This window comes from Sphingomonas sp. (genome assembly GCF_036387535.1).
Lineage (GTDB): Bacteria > Pseudomonadota > Alphaproteobacteria > Sphingomonadales > Sphingomonadaceae > Sphingomonas_R.
In genome coordinates, this window is the sequence record NZ_DASVTO010000048.1 from 1 (window position 1) to 15,530 (window position 15,530).

The following is a 15,530-nucleotide window of genomic DNA, read 5'->3' on the forward strand; positions in this document are numbered from 1 at the left end:
GATGACCCGGCGGTTCATCCGGCTGGACGCGGTGACGATGCGGACCCGCCCGGCGGGATCGTTCGAAGTGTTCGCACCGTCCATCGATATCGCGCGCGGCGGATCGGCGACCCGGCTGGCTGCGCAGGCGGCCTATGAGGCGGCGGGCGTCGCGCCATCCGACATCGCGATCGCCCAGCTGCAGGATACCGAGGCGGGGGCCGAAGTGATGCATATGGCCGAAAACGGCTTTTGCGCCGACGGCGACCAGGAGGCGTGGCTGGCGGAGGGGAAGACGGCGATCGGCGGCACCCTGCCGGTCAACACCGATGGTGGCTGCATCGCCTGTGGCGAACCGATCGGGGCCTCAGGCCTGCGCCAGGTGTATGAGAATGTCGTCCAGTTGCGCGGAGACGCGGGGCCGCGTCAGGCGCCCGGCGATCCGAAACTTGCCTATTCCCATGTTTATGGTGCGCCGGGCGTGTCGGCCGTCACCATCCTGTCCCGATAAGGATGCTGCGATGCAATTGAGCCGTGACGAACTGATCCGCGCCTATCGCCGGATGGTAACGATCCGCATGTTCGAGGAACGGTTGCACGACGAGATCCAGACCGGGGAAATCGCGGGCTTCACGCATCTTTATGGCGGGCAGGAAGCCGCGGCGGTCGGCGTGTGCGAGCATCTGGACAGCAACGACTATATCGTTTCCACCCATCGCGGCCACGGCCACTGCATCGCCAAGGGGTGCGATGTGAAAGGCATGATGAAGGAGATTTATGGGCGCGCCGACGGGCTGTGCAAGGGCAAGGCGGGATCGATGCACATCGCCGACGTGTCGATCGGCATGCTGGGCGCCAACGGCATCGTCGGGGCCGGCGCGCCCCAGGCGGTCGGCGCCGCGATCGCGGCCAAGCTGGACGGCAAGGGCGGAGTCGGAATCGCCTTTTCCGGAGACGGCGCCTGCAACCAGGGCACCACGTTCGAAGCGATGAACCTGGCGGTGGTGACCAAGGCGCCCTGTATCTTCGTGTTCGAGAACAACCATTATTCCGAGCATACCGGCGTCGACTATGCGGTCGGCACGGCACGCGACATCGCCAGCCGCGCGGAAGCGTTCGGCATGAAGGTCTGGCGTGCGGACGGTTGCGACTTCTTCGCGACCTATGATGCGATGCGCGAACTGCTGGACCATGTCCGCGGCGGTAACGGGCCGGCGGCGATCGAACTGGATACCGAACGCTATTACGGTCACTTCGAAGGCGATCCCCAGCGCTATCGCGGGGCGGGCGAGATCGACCGGCTGCGCGCGGAGCGTGACTGTCTGAAGGCGTTCCGAAAGCGCGTGACGGACGCCGGGCTGCTGGACGGTGCCGATCTCGACATGGTCGAGCGCGAAACCGCGGCGCTGATCGACGCGGCGGTTGCCGAGGCACGCGTGGCCGCCCCGCCGGACCCGGCCGACGTCACCGCCGATGTCTATATTTCCTATTGATCCGGAGCCACCGACCATGACCCAGATGATGCTCCGCGACGCGATCGTATCGACGATCGCCGCCGAAATGGAGCGCGATCCGAACATCATCATGCTGGGCGAGGATATCGTCGGCGGCATGGGCACGGCCGGTGGGCCGGAGGCGATCGGCGGGATCTGGAGCACCAGCGGCGGCCTGTTTGCCAAGTTCGGCCCCGATCGCGTCATCGACACGCCGATTTCGGAAAGCGCGATCATCGGCGCGGCGGCCGGCGCCGCGCTGGCCGGCAAGCGCCCGATCGCCGAACTGATGTTCGCCGATTTCGTGGGCGTCAGCCTGGACCAGATCTGGAACCAGGTGGCCAAGTTCCGGTACATGTTCGGGGGCAAGTCGCGGTGCCCGATCACCATCAGGCTGGCGTATGGCGCGGGTCTGAACGCCGCCGCGCAGCACAGCCAGTCGGTCTATGCGCTGATGACCGCGATGCCCGGGCTCAAGATCGTGCTGCCGACCACGCCCGCCGATGCCAAGGGGCTGCTGACCCAGGCGATCCGCGACGACGATCCGGTGTTGTTCTTCGAACACAAGGCCCTCTACGCCGTCCGTGGCGAGGTGCCGGACGGCGACTATACCATTCCCTTCGGCCATGCCGAACTGATCCGTGCCGGCGAACATGTAACGATCGTGGCATGCGGGCTGATGACCAGCTTCGCGGCCAGCGCGGCCGACGAACTCGCGGCCGAGGGGATTGGCTGCGACGTGCTGGACCTGCGCACCACCAGCCCGCTGGACGAGGAGGCGATCCTCGATTCGGTCGAACAGACCGGCCGGCTGGTCGTGGTCGACGAAAGCCCGCCGCGATGCAGCCTTGCGACCGATATTTCGGCCCTGGTCTGCGAACGCGCGTTCGCCAGCCTGAAGGCGCCGCCGGTGATGGTCACCGCGCCGCATTCGCCCGTCCCGTTCGCCCGCGAACTGGAAAGCGCCTATCTGCCATCGCCCGCCAAGATCGTGGCGGCGGTGCGCAAGACGCTGGCATATCGCTGATGGCCGCGCTCCGGGCCTTCACCATGCCCAAATGGGGCATCGAGATGCAGGAGGGGACGCTGGCCGAATGGCTCGTCGCCGAGGGCGCCGCCTTTGCCAAGGGCGATCTGATCGCGCTGATCGAAACCGACAAGATCACCAACGAATATGAGGCGGAACGCGACGGGGTGCTGGCGCGGATCGTGACCGCCGCGGGTGAGACCAAGCCGGTCGGCGCCTTGCTGGGCGTGTTCGCCGATGGCGCAGCGGACGGCGCAGACGTCGACGCCTTCCTGCTGACGTTTCGCGCGGCGAACACCGTGACGGCAGCGGGGCAGGGCGCGAGCAGCCCGGCGGCGGCCCCTGCGGCCCCTGCGGCGGCTGCCGATCCGACGCCGATCGCGGTGGCGGTCGTGCCGCCGTCGGTGCCGGACGGGATCGCGATCAGCCCGGCCGGCCGGGCACTCGCCGAGGCGCGGGGTGTCGACGTGGCGGGCCTGGCCGGCACCGGTCGCGGCGGCAGGATCACGCATCAGGATGTCGATCAGGCGTCGCGGCCCGCGGCGCCCATCCCGGCAGGCGGCCCGGTAGAAATCGTGGTTGTTCCGGATACCCATTATGCATCGCCCCTGGCCAAGCGGCTGGCCGCGCAGCACGGCGTCGACCTGGGCACGCTGCGCGGGACCGGTCCGCGCGGCCGGATCTGCAAGGCGGACGTGCTGTCCCGGCTGGCGCCGGCGTCGTCGACCGGCGCCGGGCCGGACATCGTTCCGATGGACAAGATCCGTCGCATCGTGGCGCGGCGCCTGACCGAGGCAAAGCAGGCCATCCCCCACTTCTACCTTCGCGCCGAAGCGACTGTGGACGCGCTTGTCGCAATGCGGCGGGTCGCCACCCTTGTCGCGGGAGAGAAGGCGTCGATCAACGATTGCCTGGTGCGCGCCGTCGCGCTGGCGCTGATCGAGGTGCCCGACTGCAACGTCCAGGTGCATGGCGATGCCATCCACCGTTTCCGCACCGCCGACGTGGCGATCGCGATCGCGGCGGACCGCGGGCTGGTGACCCCGGTGATCCGCGCAGCCGAAACGCTGTCGGTGCACGCCATCGCCGAGGTCACGCGCGGTTTGCTCGCCAGGGCGAATGCCGGACGCCTTTCGCACGAGGACATGAGCGCCGGCAGCTTCACCGTGTCGAATCTCGGCATGTTCGGGATCGACGGGTTCGATGCGATCATCAATCCGCCGCAGGGGGCGATCCTGGCGGTCGGCGGCATGCGGCGGGTCTGGGGCGAGCAGGCCGATGGCTCCGGCGCGTTCGAAAGCCGGATCGGCGTTACGCTGTCCTGCAATCACCGCGCGATCGACGGGGCCGCGGGCGCGCGGTTCCTGGCCGCGCTGAAAAGGCGGATCGAGACGCCCGACCTGCTGTTCGCCCGGCCATGACGGCGGTGTCGCGCATCGTCCTGGCGCGGCGGCCGGTGGGAATGCCGGTGGCGGACGATTTCCGGGAGGAGGCCGCCGAACTGCCCCCGATCGCGGATGGCGAGGTGCTGGTTGCCGTCCGGACGCTTTCGATCGATCCCGCCATCCGCGGTTTTCTGGACGACCGGCCGAGCTACCTGCCGCCGGTCGCGATCGGCGAAACCGTCCGTGGCATGATGCTGGGTGAGGTGCTGGCGTCGCGCAATCCGGCGCTGGTCATCGGCCAACATGTCCGCGCGCTGGCCGGCTGGGCGGACCGGGTCGTGCTGTCCGCCGACGCACTGGGGCTGGAGGTCGTCGAGACCGATCCCGACATCGCGATCGAAACCCGGATGGGTGCGCTTGGCCCCGCCGGGCTGACCGCCTGGGTCGGCCTGCATGTCATCGCCGCCGTCCGGCCCGGGGAGACGGTGCTGGTCAGTGCCGCCGCCGGCGCGGTCGGCAGCGTCGCATGCCAGATCGCGCGGCTGCGCGGCTGCCGGGTGATCGGGTTGGCCGGATCGGCGGCGAAGTGCGCGGCGATCCGCGATCTGGGGGTGGAAACCGCGATCGACTATCGCGCCGAATCCGATTTGGCGGCCGCGATCGCCGCCGCGGCGCCGGGGGGCGTGGACGTCTATTTCGACAATGTCGGCGGGGCCACGCTGGAAACGATCCTGCCGCTGATGCGCGATCAGGGACGTGTGGCGGTCTGCGGGATGATCGGCGACTATAATGATCAGGACCACCCTTATGGCGTCCGTACCCTGTGGCAGCTGGTGGTGCGGCGGCTGACGCTGCGCGGGTTCCTGACCTACGACCATGGCGATCGCCTGGCCGAGGCGCAGCGCGACCTGGACGCCTGGGCGTCCGCCGGCGCGCTCCGATCCCTGGAAACGATCTATCACGGGATCGGCGCCGCGCCGCAGGCCTTCATCGACCTGATGGCGCGGCGCACGATCGGCAAGACGCTGGTGCGCCTCTAAACGTCAGGCGCGATGGATGTTCGTGAACGTGCGGCTCGCGAACGCCCAGCGGTCGTTCTGCTTGACGCAGACATCGTCATAGCGGCCCCGGTCGCGCTTCGTGATGCCGTCGCGATCATAGACCTCCGACGTCCAGGAGCGGACGATGGCACGGTCGCCATCGACCAGGATGGCGCCCGGCGTGGTGGTGAAGATGATGCCGGGATAGTGCGCCATCGCCCCGTTCCACATCTCCACGATTGCGGCGCGACCGTGAACCTCGCCGATCTCGGGATAATCGGGCAGAGACCAGACCGCGTCGTCCGCCCATGTCGCCCCCCAATCGTCGGGATCGTTGCGGCAGACCGCGTCCGCATAGGCATCCAGCAATTCCCGGATCGCCAGTCGATCCTCGATCGGTCCTTCGAATGCCATCCGTCACCTCCCATCAGCCTTCAGCAGACGTATCCGCGTCGCGGGGCAGGGCCACCTGTGCAAAGAGCGAGCCGTCAGTTGCGGGCGCGGACCGGAAGATGCTCGAAACCAGGCGCCGCATCCGGTACCGCCACCTCGACCCAGCCGCCGACCACGCGCGTATCGAACAGGAGCAGCGGTGCATAGCTGCCGCCGATGCATTTGCCCGTAGCCAGATCGAAGCGCGCCCCGTGCAGCGGGCACAGGATCGCCCCGCGGCGGATGCGTCCGCTGCCAAGATCGGACGCGGCGTGCGGGCAGCGATCGATCGTCGCACGGATCTGTCCATCCACCAGGGCGAGCAGGACGGGCCAGCCCTGCACGATCAGGCCGACCCCGGTGCCGTCGACGAGGCCGTCCGCGCGGGCCGCCCGGTGATAGCGGCGCTCCCCCATGTCCGTCATGCGTGGCCCTGCTCCGCGCGGGTCAGATCGAGATAGCGTCGCCGTTCGCTGGCGCTGTCGCCCAGCAGCATCGCCAGCAGCATGATCCGCTTGTGGCCGTGGCCAAGCGCCAGTTCGTCGCTGGTCCCCATCCCGCCATGGAACTGGATGCACTCCTCGCCGAGCTTCATCGCGGCGGCGGCGACGAAGCTCTTGGCTGCCGCGATCGCGGCGGGGTGGTCTGCGCCGACGGTCAGGGCCGCGCGGAACAGATGCGACCGCGATTGTTCGAGCGCGACGTAGCAGTCGGCCATGCGATGCTGGATCGCCTGGAAACTTCCGATCGGCTGACCAAATTGTTTTCGGGTCCGGATATGATCCAGCGTGGCATCGAACATCATCGCCATGATCCCGACCAGCTCCGCACAGGCGGCCACACGCGCTTCGTCGAACGTCGCCAGCAGCGCGTCCGCACCGCCGTCCAGCCGTTCCGCCCGTGTCACCCCGCGCAGGTGCAGTTCGCACGCGACGCCGCCGTCGACCAGGCGGTAGCTGCGCAGATCGATACCGGGCGCGTCGGCCGGCACGAGCCAGAGCGAGATGCCGTCGGCATCGTCGTCGCCCGCGCCGTCATCGCGGGTGGAGACGATGAACCCGTCGGCGCCGACACCGGCGATGACGAAGGTCTTGACGCCATCAAGTTCCACATCCGCGCCGTGGTGCGCCGCCCGACATCGCACGGTCAACGGGTTGAACCGGGCCGCCGGTTCGACATGGGCCAGCACCAGCCGTTTTTCGCCGGCCACGATCCCGGGAAACCAGGCATCGCGCTGCGCCGCGGTGCCGGCACGTTCCAGCAGCCGACCGGCCAGGATGAGATCGGAAAGATAGGGTTCGCTGCACAGGCCGCGGCCCAGTTCTTCCATCACGGTGATCAGTGCGGCCGGGCCTGCGCCCATCCCCCCGACATCCTGCCCGAACGGCAATGCCAGCAGCCCCAGTTCCGCCATCGCCCGCCAATGGGCGGCGGAGAATCCTTCCGGCGCCGCGCGGTCGCGGTTGCGGATCGCGGCATCCTGGCGCCCGGTCATCAGCCGGACCACCAGGTCGCGCATCATCTGCTGTTCGTCGTCGAGATCGAAGTCCACGCATCCCCCGCATCGCTGGCGTCCGGTCGCTGCCGACGCGTCGTAAGCAGGCGCGGCCCGGCTTCGGATATCAGGACGAGGCGGGTGTTCCTGCTACTCGGATTAGGGATAGGTCCTGCGCCGCATGGCTACCCTAGCGCTTTTCGCAGCGAGAAATGATCGCGGGTGGTGATACGGCATGGCGCATGAATCTGGAACTCGATCAGGACGAACTCGGCTTTCGGGAGGAGGTGCGCGCCTTTCTCGCGGAGCATCTGCCGCAGCATCTGCGGGACGGCGCGGCGGCGACGCCGACGGTGTTCGCCGAACCGGACATCGGCCGGGAATGGCAGCGCATCCTGCACGCGAAGGGATGGCTCGGCTATCACTGGCCGCTGCAGCATGGCGGCACCGGCTGGACGCCGACGCAGCGCTATATCTTCGAACGGGAATGCGCGCTGGCCGACGCGCCCGGTCTGCCCGTGCTCGGCCTCAAGCTGCTGGGGCCGGTGCTGCACGCATTCGGTACGCCCGCGCAGCAATCCCGGTATCTGCCCCGCATCCTGTCGGGGGAGGATTATTGGTGCCAGGGCTTTTCGGAACCGGGATCGGGATCCGACCTCGCCAGCCTGAAGACGACCGCGGTGCGCGACGGGGACCGCTACCGCATCAACGGGAGCAAGATCTGGACGACGCACGCGCATTTCGCCGACCACATGTTCTGCCTGGTTCGCACCGATTCGACCGTGAAGGCGCAGGCCGGGATCAGCTTCATCCTGATCGACATGCGGCAGCCGGGCGTCACGGTACGCCCGATCATCGGCCTGGCCGGCGATCATGAGGTGAACGAGGTCTTTCTGGACGACGTCGTGGCGCCCGTGTCGGATCTGGTGGGGCAGGAAGGGCAGGGATGGACGATCGCCAAGTTCCTGCTGGAGAATGAACGCGGAGGATCCTGTCTCGCCCCCGCCCTGATCGCCGCGCTCCAGCGCCTGCGCGCCGCGGGCGAGCATCAACCATCGGGCACGGGCGGGGTGATGATGGAAGACAGCGACTTCGCCGATGCGCTGGCGCGGGTGGAACTGGAGGCGCAGGCGCTGGAGGTCACCGAACTCCGGATCCTGGCGGAGATCGCGCATGGCCGCAAACCGGGGCCGCAGACATCGATGGTCAAGATGGTGGCGTCGTCGCTGCGACAGGAGGTCGATGCACTCGCGGTGCGGCTACACGGCTATGCCGGGCTGCAACTGGAAACGCGGCGCCCGCTTTACGGCAACAGCAGTGCCGAGCCGATCGAGAGCAAGGCCGCGCAGGTCGCGGCCCCCGCCTATCTCAACAGTCGGGCCTGGACGATCTTCGGTGGCAGCAACGAGATCCAGCGTACCATCATCGCCAAGACCGTCCTGGGCCTTTAAGCACGTCGGCGGCGCTGCCGATCAGCCCTGCGCCGCCTTCCAGTCGCGCTTGATCTTCTTGGCCAGGCTCCAGCGATGGACCTCGCTGGGGCCGTCATAGATGCGGAAGGCGCGGATTTCGCGGAACAGCTGTTCGACCATCGTGTCGCCGGTCACGCCGGTGCCGCCCATCACCTGGACGCAGCGATCCGCCACCCGCATGAGTGCTTCGGACACGGCGACCTTGGTCATCGAGCTTTCGGCCGTGCCCAGCGATCCACCATCGAGGACATCGGCGCACCAGTCGATCATCAGTTCGGACTGGCGCAGGTCGATCAGATTGTCGGCCAGCATGAAGCCGACGCCTTCATGGTCGATCAGCGGTTTGCCGAACGCCATCCGCCGGCACGCATAGTCGGTTGCGATTTCCTGCGCGCGGATCGCGCCGCCCAGCCAGCGCATGCAATGCGACAGCCGCGCGGGCGCCAACCGGAGCTGGGCATATTGGAACCCTTCGCCCGACCGGCCGAGCATCTGATCGGCGGGCACGCGCAGGCCGTCGATTGCGACCACCGCGTGACCACCGGGCATCGAAGAGTCGATCGTATCGAACACGCGTTCGATGCGAATGGCAGGGTCGGGCAGGTCGACCAGAAACATGCATGCGCCATCGTCCGATTTCGCCATCACGATGCCGACCGCAGCCCCTTCCGCCCCCGTGATGAACGCCTTGCGGCCATCGATCACCCAATGGTTGCCGTCCAGCCGGCAGCGGGTCTGCATCATCGAAGGGTCCGATCCGGCGCCCCCGTCGGCTGCGGGTTCGGTCATGAAGAAGGCGGACCGCGCCTGCCCGGCGATCAGCGGCGCGAGAAAGCGCCGGCGTTGGTCGGCAGTGCCGACGCGACCAAGCAGGTACATGTTACCCTCGTCGGGCGCGGCCGTGTTGCAGGCGACCGGACCGAGCAGCGACAGCCCCGACCGGCGCAGCACGGATGCCGTCTCTCGTTGCGACAGATGGCGGCCGTCGGGCAGGACATGCGGGGTCAGCACACCGGCGGCGCGGGCCTTGTCGCGCAGTTCGGACACCAGGGCATCACTGGGTCCATGCGGGGTGCGACGATCATCGCGCTCGTACGCGATCACCACATCGCGGACGAAAGCCTCGACCCTGGCCGCGATCGCGGCGGTCCGTTCGACGCCGGCGCCCGCCACGTCCGCCGTGTGTCCTTCGCTGTGCACGCCTGTTCCCCCTGTCGCTGGTCTTCGCACCATAGCGAAGCCGCACCTGCCGGTCGCCTCGCCTTACTGACAGACCGCGCACCTGTCGCTTATGGCAGGCGAAGACCCGGATGTTCTGTGGCTTTGTTGTCCGCAGAGGAGAAACGGCGGATGCGGTTGGCGGGCAAGGTGGCGCTGGTGACGGGTGCCGCATCGGGCATCGGGGCGGCGATCGCCCGGCGCTTTGCGGCCGAAGGCGCCATCGTCCATGCCGCCGATCTGGCCGACGGTGGCGGGCTGTTGCGGCTCGACGTGACGCGGGAGGAGGATTGGCAGGCGGCGATGGCGCGGATCGCGTCGGATCATGGCCGGCTCGACGTGCTGGTCAACAATGCCGGCATCGTCTCCAACCTGGCGATCGACGCCATGACCCTCGCCATGTGGAACCGGGTGATGGCGGTGAATGTCACCGGCGCGATGCTGGGATGCCGCGCGGCGATCGCGCTGATGTGCGACCGGGACGCCGGATCGAGCGCCTCGATCATCAACATTGCCTCCACCACGTCGTTCCTGGGGCTGGCCAATGACGTGGTCTATACCGCATCCAAGGCCGCGGTCGTAGGCCTGACCAAATCGGTGGCGACGTGGTGCGCGCTGCAGGGCCTGCCGATCCGCGTCAATACGCTGCATCCCGGCGCGACGCTGACGGCCATCCTGCGCGACCATATCGCGGCGCGCCCGGAGATGAAGGCAGCGTTCGACCGCATGGCCCCGATCGGGCGGATGGCGGATCCGGACGAGCAGGCCGCGCTTGCCGTGTTCCTGGCATCCGACGACAGCAGCTACAGCACCGGCGCGGCGTTTGTCGCCGATGGCGGGTTGACGGCCGCGCATCCGACGATGTGAGGAGCGGGACGGTGCAGGATCGGGAGCAGGAATGATGCAGAGACTGACCGGCAAGGTCGCGATGGTGACCGGGGCTGCGGCGGGGCTGGGGCTGGCGATCGTGCGGCGGCTGGTGGACGAAGGTGCGACCGTCATCGCGACGGACATCGACGTCGCCAAGGGGCAGGCGGCGGTGGCCGATCTGGCGCGGACCCGGTTCCTGCCGCTCGACGTGCGGGACGAGACGCAGTGGCAGGCGGTGACTGCCACGATCGTGGCGGACGGCCTGACGCTGGACGCGCTGGTCAACAATGCCGGCATAACGACGATGGGATCGATCGAGGCGCTGAGCTACGCCCAGTTCCGGCACGAACTCGATATCGATCTGTGCGGCGTCTTCCTCGGGTGCCGTGCCGGGATCACGGCGATGAAGGGCCGGGGTGGGTCGATCGTCAACATGTCGTCGGCATCGGGGCTGAAGGCGGATGCCGATCTGGCCGCCTACAACGCCGCGAAGGCTGGGGTCACGCTGTTGACCAAGTCGGTCGCGCTGCACTGCGCGCGCGAGAAATACGGCATACGGTGCAACTCGGTCCACCCCGGCGCGATCCATACCGAGATGATCGACAAGGTCATGGCACAGGTCGCCGATCCCGAGGCGCTGTACCGCAGCTTTGTCGATCGCCATCCGATCGGCGAACTGGGGCGTCCGGAAGACGTTGCGGCGATCGTCGCCTATCTGGTCAGTGACGAGGCCCGGTTCGCGACCGGTGCGGAATTCGTGATCGATGGCGGGCTGACGCTTTGATGGGCCCGGCGCCCGGTCCCGAACGCCTCATCATCCCCGCAACACAGCCATCGAAAGCCGCCCGCCATGCCTGACGCCGCCTATATCATCGACGCCGTGCGGACCGCGGGAGGGCGCCGCAAGGGCCGGCTGGCCGACGTCCATCCCGCCGATCTGGGCGCGGTACCCGTCGATGCGCTGCTGTCCAGGACCGGGATCGATCCGGCGGCGGTCGACGACCTGATCTTCGGATGCGTCAGCCAGATCGGCGAACAGTCCAATCATCTGGCCCGTCATGTCGTGCTCGCCTCCGCCCTGCCGCAGACCGTGCCGGCCGTGACGATCGATCGGCAATGCGGATCATCGCAGCAGGCGCTGCATTTCGCGGCGCAGGCGGTGATGTCCGGAACCCAGGACATGGTGATCGCCGGCGGTGTCGAACATATGACGCGCGTACCGATGGGGTCGCCATTTCGGCTGGCGGCACAGGCGGGGCTTGGCCTGGGGCCGTTGAGCCAGCGGATCCGCGATCGGTATGACGTAGCCGAATTCAGCCAGTTTACGGGCGCGCAGATGATCGCTGATCGCTGGGGTTTCGACCGCGCGACGATGGATGCCTTCGCGCTCGACAGTCACCGCAAGGCCGCCGCCGCAATCGCCGCCGGCGCGTTCGATGCGGAAATCGTGCCCGTCACGGTCCGCACGCCGGATGGTGAGACGATCCGCCATGCGCGCGACGAAGGCGTGCGCGCGGATGCGACGATCGAGGGGATTGGCGCGGTGCAGCCGATCGTGGCGGGCGGCACGATCACCGCGGCCAATGCCAGTCAGATCACCGATGGCGCGTCGGCGGTCCTGGTCGTCAACGAAGCCGCGCTGCGCCGCCACGGACTGACGCCGATCGCACGCATTCACGCGCTGGCTGTCACGGCCGGCGATCCCGTCGTGATGCTGGCCGAACCCATGCCCGCAACGGTCAGGGTGCTGGAGCGCGGTGGTCTGTCGCTCGACCAGATCGACCTGTTCGAGGTCAATGAGGCGTTCGCGTCGGTACCGCTCGCCTGGCTGAAGGACATCGGTGCCGATCCGGCGCGACTGAACGTCAACGGTGGCGCGATCGCGCTGGGGCATCCGCTGGGGGCCAGCGGTACCCGGCTGATGGCGACGCTGGTCCACGCGCTGCGGGCCCGCGGGCTGCGCTGGGGGCTGCAGACGATGTGCGAGGGCGGCGGCATCGCCAATGCGACCATCGTAGAGGCGCTGTGACGGTCGTTCTCTGACGACCGGCATCGCGGTGGACAGGACCGCGGGCGATCGGGCGGAACGTCGATGACCGGATGTGACAGCATCGCCGGCCATGATCCCGGTTTATTGATTCGGCAGACGGATCTATCAAGGGTCCGATCCCGGTGCCCGCACCGTTCGAGCCTCGGAAAGGGCCCGGGACGGAGCCTGTCCTGGCGACGGTCGGGTGGCCGGCACGGGATCACCGCCGGCAGGGAGAGCAGGATGTCCGTGTTGCCCACCAACCGACGCGAGGCAGGAAAGCTGCTGGTCGGGGCCAGCGTTGCCGCGGCGATATCCCCGGCCGGGGCGGCCCGGGTCGGGCGCGCGCGGCTGACGCTGCGCCGCGCCACGGTCGAATGGCTGCACGACCCGTGCGGCATCGACACCCGCCGGCCGCGGTTCCGCTGGATCCTTGCCGCGGCCAAGGGGGCGCGGAACCTTCGCCAGGGCGGCTTCCGCATCCGGCTGTTCGCGGGTGCCGGGGCGGGGGTGGCGCCTGGCACGGTCGTATTCGATACCGGGTTTGTCCGGTCGGATGCGCTTGCATGGCGCCCCTCCCATGACCTGCCGCTCGTGTCGCAGGCCGCCTATGAATGGCGGATCACGATCCATGATGCCGGTGCCGGGAGCACCGCCGAGACGGTGGCGGGCCGGTTCACCACCGGCCTGATCCACCCCGGTCCGTGGCAGGCGGCGTGGATTTCCGCCGAACCGGACGGTACCGCGCCGACGCAGGAGGTGGCGGACCGACAACGCGCGCAAGGGCGCGTCATGCCCCTGTTCCGCCATGACTTCCGGGTGCCGGGGAACATCAGGGCCGCTTATCTGGCGATTGCGGGCCTTGGTCATCACGCCTGTTTCCTGAACGGCGTGGAGGTCCAGCCGGGCGGTCTGAGCGGCGGGTGGACCGATTTCACCCGTTATGTGATCTACGACAATCATGACGTCACCGCGCTGCTCCGGAGCGGCGCGAACGCGATCGCGGTCATGTTGGGCAACGGATTCTTCGCGGTGGAGAATGTCGCCGGGCGATATGCCAAGCTGTGGCGGTCGAACGGTCCGCTCCGGCTGATCGCGCGGCTGCGGATCATCCTGGCCGATGGCAGCGAGCAGGTGGTGACGTCCGGTCCTGCGTGGCGGACGCGCGCGGGTCCAGTCACCTTTTCCTCGATCTATGGCGGCGAGGATTGCGATGCACGCCGGATCGCGCGCGACTGGGCGACCGGATCGATGGGCCCCGAATGGACGCGGGCGCACGAGATTGCGGGCCCCGGGGGTGCGCTGGTGACCAACGGCGTTCCGCCGGTATCCCGCGCGCGCAGGATCACGCCGACCGGCGTGCAGCGGCTGGCCAACGGCAATCTGCGCTATGATTTCGGTGTCAATTTCGCGGGCCGGCCGCGCATCGTGCTGCGCCGCGCGCGGGCCGGACAGACGATCACGCTGTGGCCCGGCGAATTGCTGATGCCGGACGGGACCGTCGACCAGCGCAGCATGACCGGGCAGCGTGACGGCAGGGACGGCATCTACTTCCGCTATGTGGCAAGGGGCGATGCGGAGGAAATCTGGGAACCGCGGTTCACCTACACCGGCTATCGCTATCTGGAGGTCGAGGGTGCGGCAGCCGATCAGATCGTTTCGCTGGAGGGCTGCGTGCTCCATGCCGGCCTGGCCAGAACCGGCCACTTCGCCTGCGCGGATCCGCGCCTGGTCGAGGTGCATGCGCTGATCGAGCAGGCGCTGGTCAGCAACCTGGCGTCGGTGGTGACGGATTGCCCCCACCGCGAGAAACTGGGCTGGCTGGAGCAGATCTATCTGAACGCGACGACCGTGACGCTCAATCGCGACGCGGTGACGCTGTACGAGAAGATGGTCCGCGACATGCGGGGCACGCAGCAGCCGAACGGCATGGTGCCATCGATCGCACCCGAATATGTGAAGTTCCTGAACGGGGACGGAAGCGACACCGCCTTTCGCGACAGCCCGGAATGGGGCACCGCGATCGTGCTGGGCCCGTGGAGCGTATATCGCACCTATGGCGACGCCGGTATCCTGCGCGAAAACTGGGCGGCGATGGTCCGGTACGCCCGATATCTGGCGGGCCGGGCGCAGGAGGGGCTGATTGCCTACGGCTTGGGCGACTGGTTCGACATCGGGCCAAAGCCGTCCGGGCCGGCCCAACTGACCTCGCTGGCGATGACCGGCACCGCGACGCTCTACGCGGACCTGGACGCGATGGCGCGTATCGCCGCGATTCTGGGCCGGGCGGACGCCGCACGCGATTTTGCGGAACGCGCCGCGGCGGTCCGCACCACGATCAACACCAAGCTATATGATCCCGTCCAGGCGCGTTATGATCGCGGCAGCCAGGCGGCGAATGCGATGGCGCTTGCGCTGGGCATCGCGCCGCCGGCCGATCGTCCGCGCGTGCTCGCCAACCTGATCGCCGCGATCCGCGAACGCGATGACCATGTATCCGCCGGCGACATCGGCTTCCACTATGTCGTGCGGGCGCTCAACGCGGAAGGGCGCGGCGATGTGCTGTACGATCTGCTCAAGCGGACCGATGCACCGAGCTACCTCGCCCAGATCGCGTCGGGCGCCACGGCGTTGACCGAGGCCTGGAACGGCGACCCGGCAAACTCGCAAAATCATTTCATGCTGGGTCACATCGAACAGTGGTTTTATGGCGGCCTGGGGGGGCTGGACATCGACTTTGCGCGCCGGGACGGCCCACCGATTATGATCGCGCCGCAACCCGTATCCGGGCTGGCGAGCGCAAAGGCCGCTTTCGATTCGGCGGTGGGGACGGTGGCGTGCGACTGGGCGGTCGCGCGCAAGCGACTCCGCGTCGCGGTCGAGATCCCGGCCGGGGCGACCGCCCGGGTCCGCCTGCCCGTCACGGACGTGGAGCCGGTGCGGGAGGGAGGCGTTCCGCTTTCCAGGATCGTTGGACTGCGGGCCGTGGATGTGCGTGGTTCCGGACTGGCGTTCGATGTCGGGTCGGGATCCTATGCGTTCGAAACGCCCTATGATCCGCCAGCGGCCCGGTGAGGATCGCGCAGGCTC

The 15,530-nt window shown here is 68.2% G+C and carries 14 protein-coding genes; 10 read left to right on the top strand and 4 right to left on the bottom strand.

Translation table 11 applies throughout. From position 1 onward, the window contains the following. From VF649_RS03965 to VF649_RS03985, 5 genes are all read left to right on the top strand, one after another. Positions 1–490 (top strand): thiolase C-terminal domain-containing protein (locus tag VF649_RS03965; protein WP_414713635.1); only part of this gene is annotated, 490 nt, incomplete at its 5' end. A gap of 10 nt (positions 491–500) precedes the next feature. Continuing rightward, a complete protein-coding gene (locus VF649_RS03970; protein WP_331010659.1) occupies positions 501–1,472 on the top strand; it encodes a thiamine pyrophosphate-dependent dehydrogenase E1 component subunit alpha in 972 nt (323 codons plus the stop codon). A gap of 16 nt (positions 1,473–1,488) precedes the next feature. After that, entirely contained in the window at positions 1,489–2,499 is a 1,011-nt protein-coding gene (locus VF649_RS03975; protein ID WP_331010660.1) for a pyruvate dehydrogenase complex E1 component subunit beta, read from the top strand. Then, positions 2,499–3,920, top strand: a complete 1,422-nt coding sequence (locus VF649_RS03980; RefSeq protein WP_331010661.1) for a 2-oxo acid dehydrogenase subunit E2 — start codon at positions 2,499–2,501, stop codon at positions 3,918–3,920. The genes VF649_RS03975 and VF649_RS03980 overlap by 1 nt, the downstream gene beginning before the upstream one ends. After that, positions 3,917–4,924: an NADP-dependent oxidoreductase gene (locus VF649_RS03985; protein ID WP_331010662.1), complete on the top strand. Its 1,008-nt coding sequence runs from the start codon at positions 3,917–3,919 to the stop codon at positions 4,922–4,924. Before VF649_RS03980 ends, VF649_RS03985 begins: the two co-directional genes overlap by 4 nt. Positions 4,925–4,927: 3 nt before the next feature. On the opposite strand, the gene VF649_RS03990 is transcribed toward VF649_RS03985, so the two are convergent. The 3 genes from VF649_RS03990 to VF649_RS04000 form a co-directional block, all read right to left on the bottom strand. Then, positions 4,928–5,338, bottom strand: coding sequence for a nuclear transport factor 2 family protein (locus VF649_RS03990; RefSeq protein WP_331010663.1), 411 nt, complete (start codon positions 5,336–5,338; stop codon positions 4,928–4,930). A gap of 74 nt (positions 5,339–5,412) precedes the next feature. Continuing rightward, on the bottom strand, positions 5,413–5,781 hold the full coding sequence (locus tag VF649_RS03995; RefSeq protein WP_331010664.1) for a Rieske (2Fe-2S) protein: 369 nt from the start codon (positions 5,779–5,781) through the stop codon (positions 5,413–5,415). Then, entirely contained in the window at positions 5,778–6,908 is a 1,131-nt protein-coding gene (locus tag VF649_RS04000; protein WP_331010665.1) for an acyl-CoA dehydrogenase, read from the bottom strand. Before VF649_RS04000 ends, VF649_RS03995 begins: the two co-directional genes overlap by 4 nt. 185 nt (positions 6,909–7,093) lie before the next feature. On the opposite strand from VF649_RS04000, the gene VF649_RS04005 reads away from it, so the two are divergent. Further along, the gene (locus VF649_RS04005) at positions 7,094–8,302 is read left to right on the top strand and encodes an acyl-CoA dehydrogenase family protein (RefSeq protein WP_331010666.1); all 1,209 of its coding nucleotides are present in this window, start codon (positions 7,094–7,096) and stop codon (positions 8,300–8,302) included. A gap of 21 nt (positions 8,303–8,323) precedes the next feature. On the opposite strand, the gene VF649_RS04010 is transcribed toward VF649_RS04005, so the two are convergent. Continuing rightward, positions 8,324–9,523: an acyl-CoA dehydrogenase family protein gene (locus VF649_RS04010; protein WP_331010667.1), complete on the bottom strand. Its 1,200-nt coding sequence runs from the start codon at positions 9,521–9,523 to the stop codon at positions 8,324–8,326. 117 nt (positions 9,524–9,640) lie between these two features. On the opposite strand from VF649_RS04010, the gene VF649_RS04015 reads away from it, so the two are divergent. The 4 genes from VF649_RS04015 to VF649_RS04030 all read left to right on the top strand — a co-directional run bounded on the left by VF649_RS04015 (position 9,641) and on the right by VF649_RS04030 (position 15,515). Beyond that, entirely contained in the window at positions 9,641–10,408 is a 768-nt protein-coding gene (locus tag VF649_RS04015) for an SDR family oxidoreductase (RefSeq protein ID WP_331010668.1), read from the top strand. Between the two features lie 34 nt (positions 10,409–10,442). After that, positions 10,443–11,195: an SDR family oxidoreductase gene (locus tag VF649_RS04020; RefSeq protein ID WP_331010669.1), complete on the top strand. Its 753-nt coding sequence runs from the start codon at positions 10,443–10,445 to the stop codon at positions 11,193–11,195. A 66-nt stretch (positions 11,196–11,261) separates the two neighbouring features. Beyond that, on the top strand, positions 11,262–12,440 hold the full coding sequence (locus VF649_RS04025) for an acetyl-CoA C-acetyltransferase (RefSeq protein ID WP_331010670.1): 1,179 nt from the start codon (positions 11,262–11,264) through the stop codon (positions 12,438–12,440). 243 nt (positions 12,441–12,683) lie between these two features. Further along, on the top strand, positions 12,684–15,515 hold the full coding sequence (locus VF649_RS04030) for a family 78 glycoside hydrolase catalytic domain (RefSeq protein WP_331010671.1): 2,832 nt from the start codon (positions 12,684–12,686) through the stop codon (positions 15,513–15,515). The last annotated feature ends 15 nt before the right edge of the window (positions 15,516–15,530 follow it).

Excerpts from the sequence above, each read along its gene's own strand:
- VF649_RS03980 (WP_331010661.1), top strand. The coding sequence starts at position 2,499 with ATGGCCGCGCTCCGGGCCTTCACCATGCCCAAATGGGGCATCGAGATG.
- VF649_RS03995 (WP_331010664.1), bottom strand. The coding sequence starts at position 5,781 with ATGACGGACATGGGGGAGCGCCGCTATCACCGGGCGGCCCGCGCGGAC.
- VF649_RS04030 (WP_331010671.1), top strand. The coding sequence starts at position 12,684 with ATGTCCGTGTTGCCCACCAACCGACGCGAGGCAGGAAAGCTGCTGGTC.
- VF649_RS03985 (WP_331010662.1), top strand. The coding sequence starts at position 3,917 with ATGACGGCGGTGTCGCGCATCGTCCTGGCGCGGCGGCCGGTGGGAATG.
- VF649_RS03975 (WP_331010660.1), top strand. The coding sequence starts at position 1,489 with ATGACCCAGATGATGCTCCGCGACGCGATCGTATCGACGATCGCCGCC.
- VF649_RS04025 (WP_331010670.1), top strand. The coding sequence starts at position 11,262 with ATGCCTGACGCCGCCTATATCATCGACGCCGTGCGGACCGCGGGAGGG.
- VF649_RS04005 (WP_331010666.1), top strand. The coding sequence starts at position 7,094 with ATGAATCTGGAACTCGATCAGGACGAACTCGGCTTTCGGGAGGAGGTG.
- VF649_RS03990 (WP_331010663.1), bottom strand. The coding sequence starts at position 5,338 with ATGGCATTCGAAGGACCGATCGAGGATCGACTGGCGATCCGGGAATTG.
- VF649_RS04020 (WP_331010669.1), top strand. The coding sequence starts at position 10,443 with ATGCAGAGACTGACCGGCAAGGTCGCGATGGTGACCGGGGCTGCGGCG.
- VF649_RS03970 (WP_331010659.1), top strand. The coding sequence starts at position 501 with ATGCAATTGAGCCGTGACGAACTGATCCGCGCCTATCGCCGGATGGTA.